This is a genomic window from Bartonella sp. AP20NXHL (assembly GCF_042196165.1).
Classification (GTDB): Bacteria; Pseudomonadota; Alphaproteobacteria; order Rhizobiales; family Rhizobiaceae; genus Bartonella.
The window spans coordinates 1-327 of the sequence record NZ_JBHIPV010000103.1 but is presented as its reverse complement, the minus strand read 5'-3'; the positions used below and the strand labels follow the sequence as shown (position 1 = coordinate 327).

Annotated in this window: 1 pseudogene; it reads left to right on the top strand. The window is 42.8% G+C overall.

Annotated elements, in window-relative coordinates:
- Positions 1-80: 80 nt before the first annotated feature.
- Positions 81-327, top strand: a pseudogene (locus ACFILL_RS09435) (hypothetical protein); the annotation flags it as partial.

Sequence of the window (327 nt, the reverse complement as noted above, 5' to 3'; positions counted from 1 at the left end):
GTTGCATCATAGAACAGCCGTTTGCATGGGTTGGTTCTGGCGATTAAATGGTGGTCATATTGTTTTTATAGGGGGTGGTTATGGTTGCTGCTTATAATTTATGGACGCCCGAGGCAAAAAGAGAAATTTTTAATCCGTATTCGGAAGCTGAACGTTTGGAAGCCATGCTTTCCTGTTCTTTTAAGGCAGTAAGTGGTGGATTTCGGCATGTACCGATCCGATATATTATTGACCCTCCGCATGGCTTATTTGATGCGATATTAGCACGACAAATTGCCATTCATATTTTGCATTATCAGTTTGAGGTACCGCGGCGGCGTATTGTTG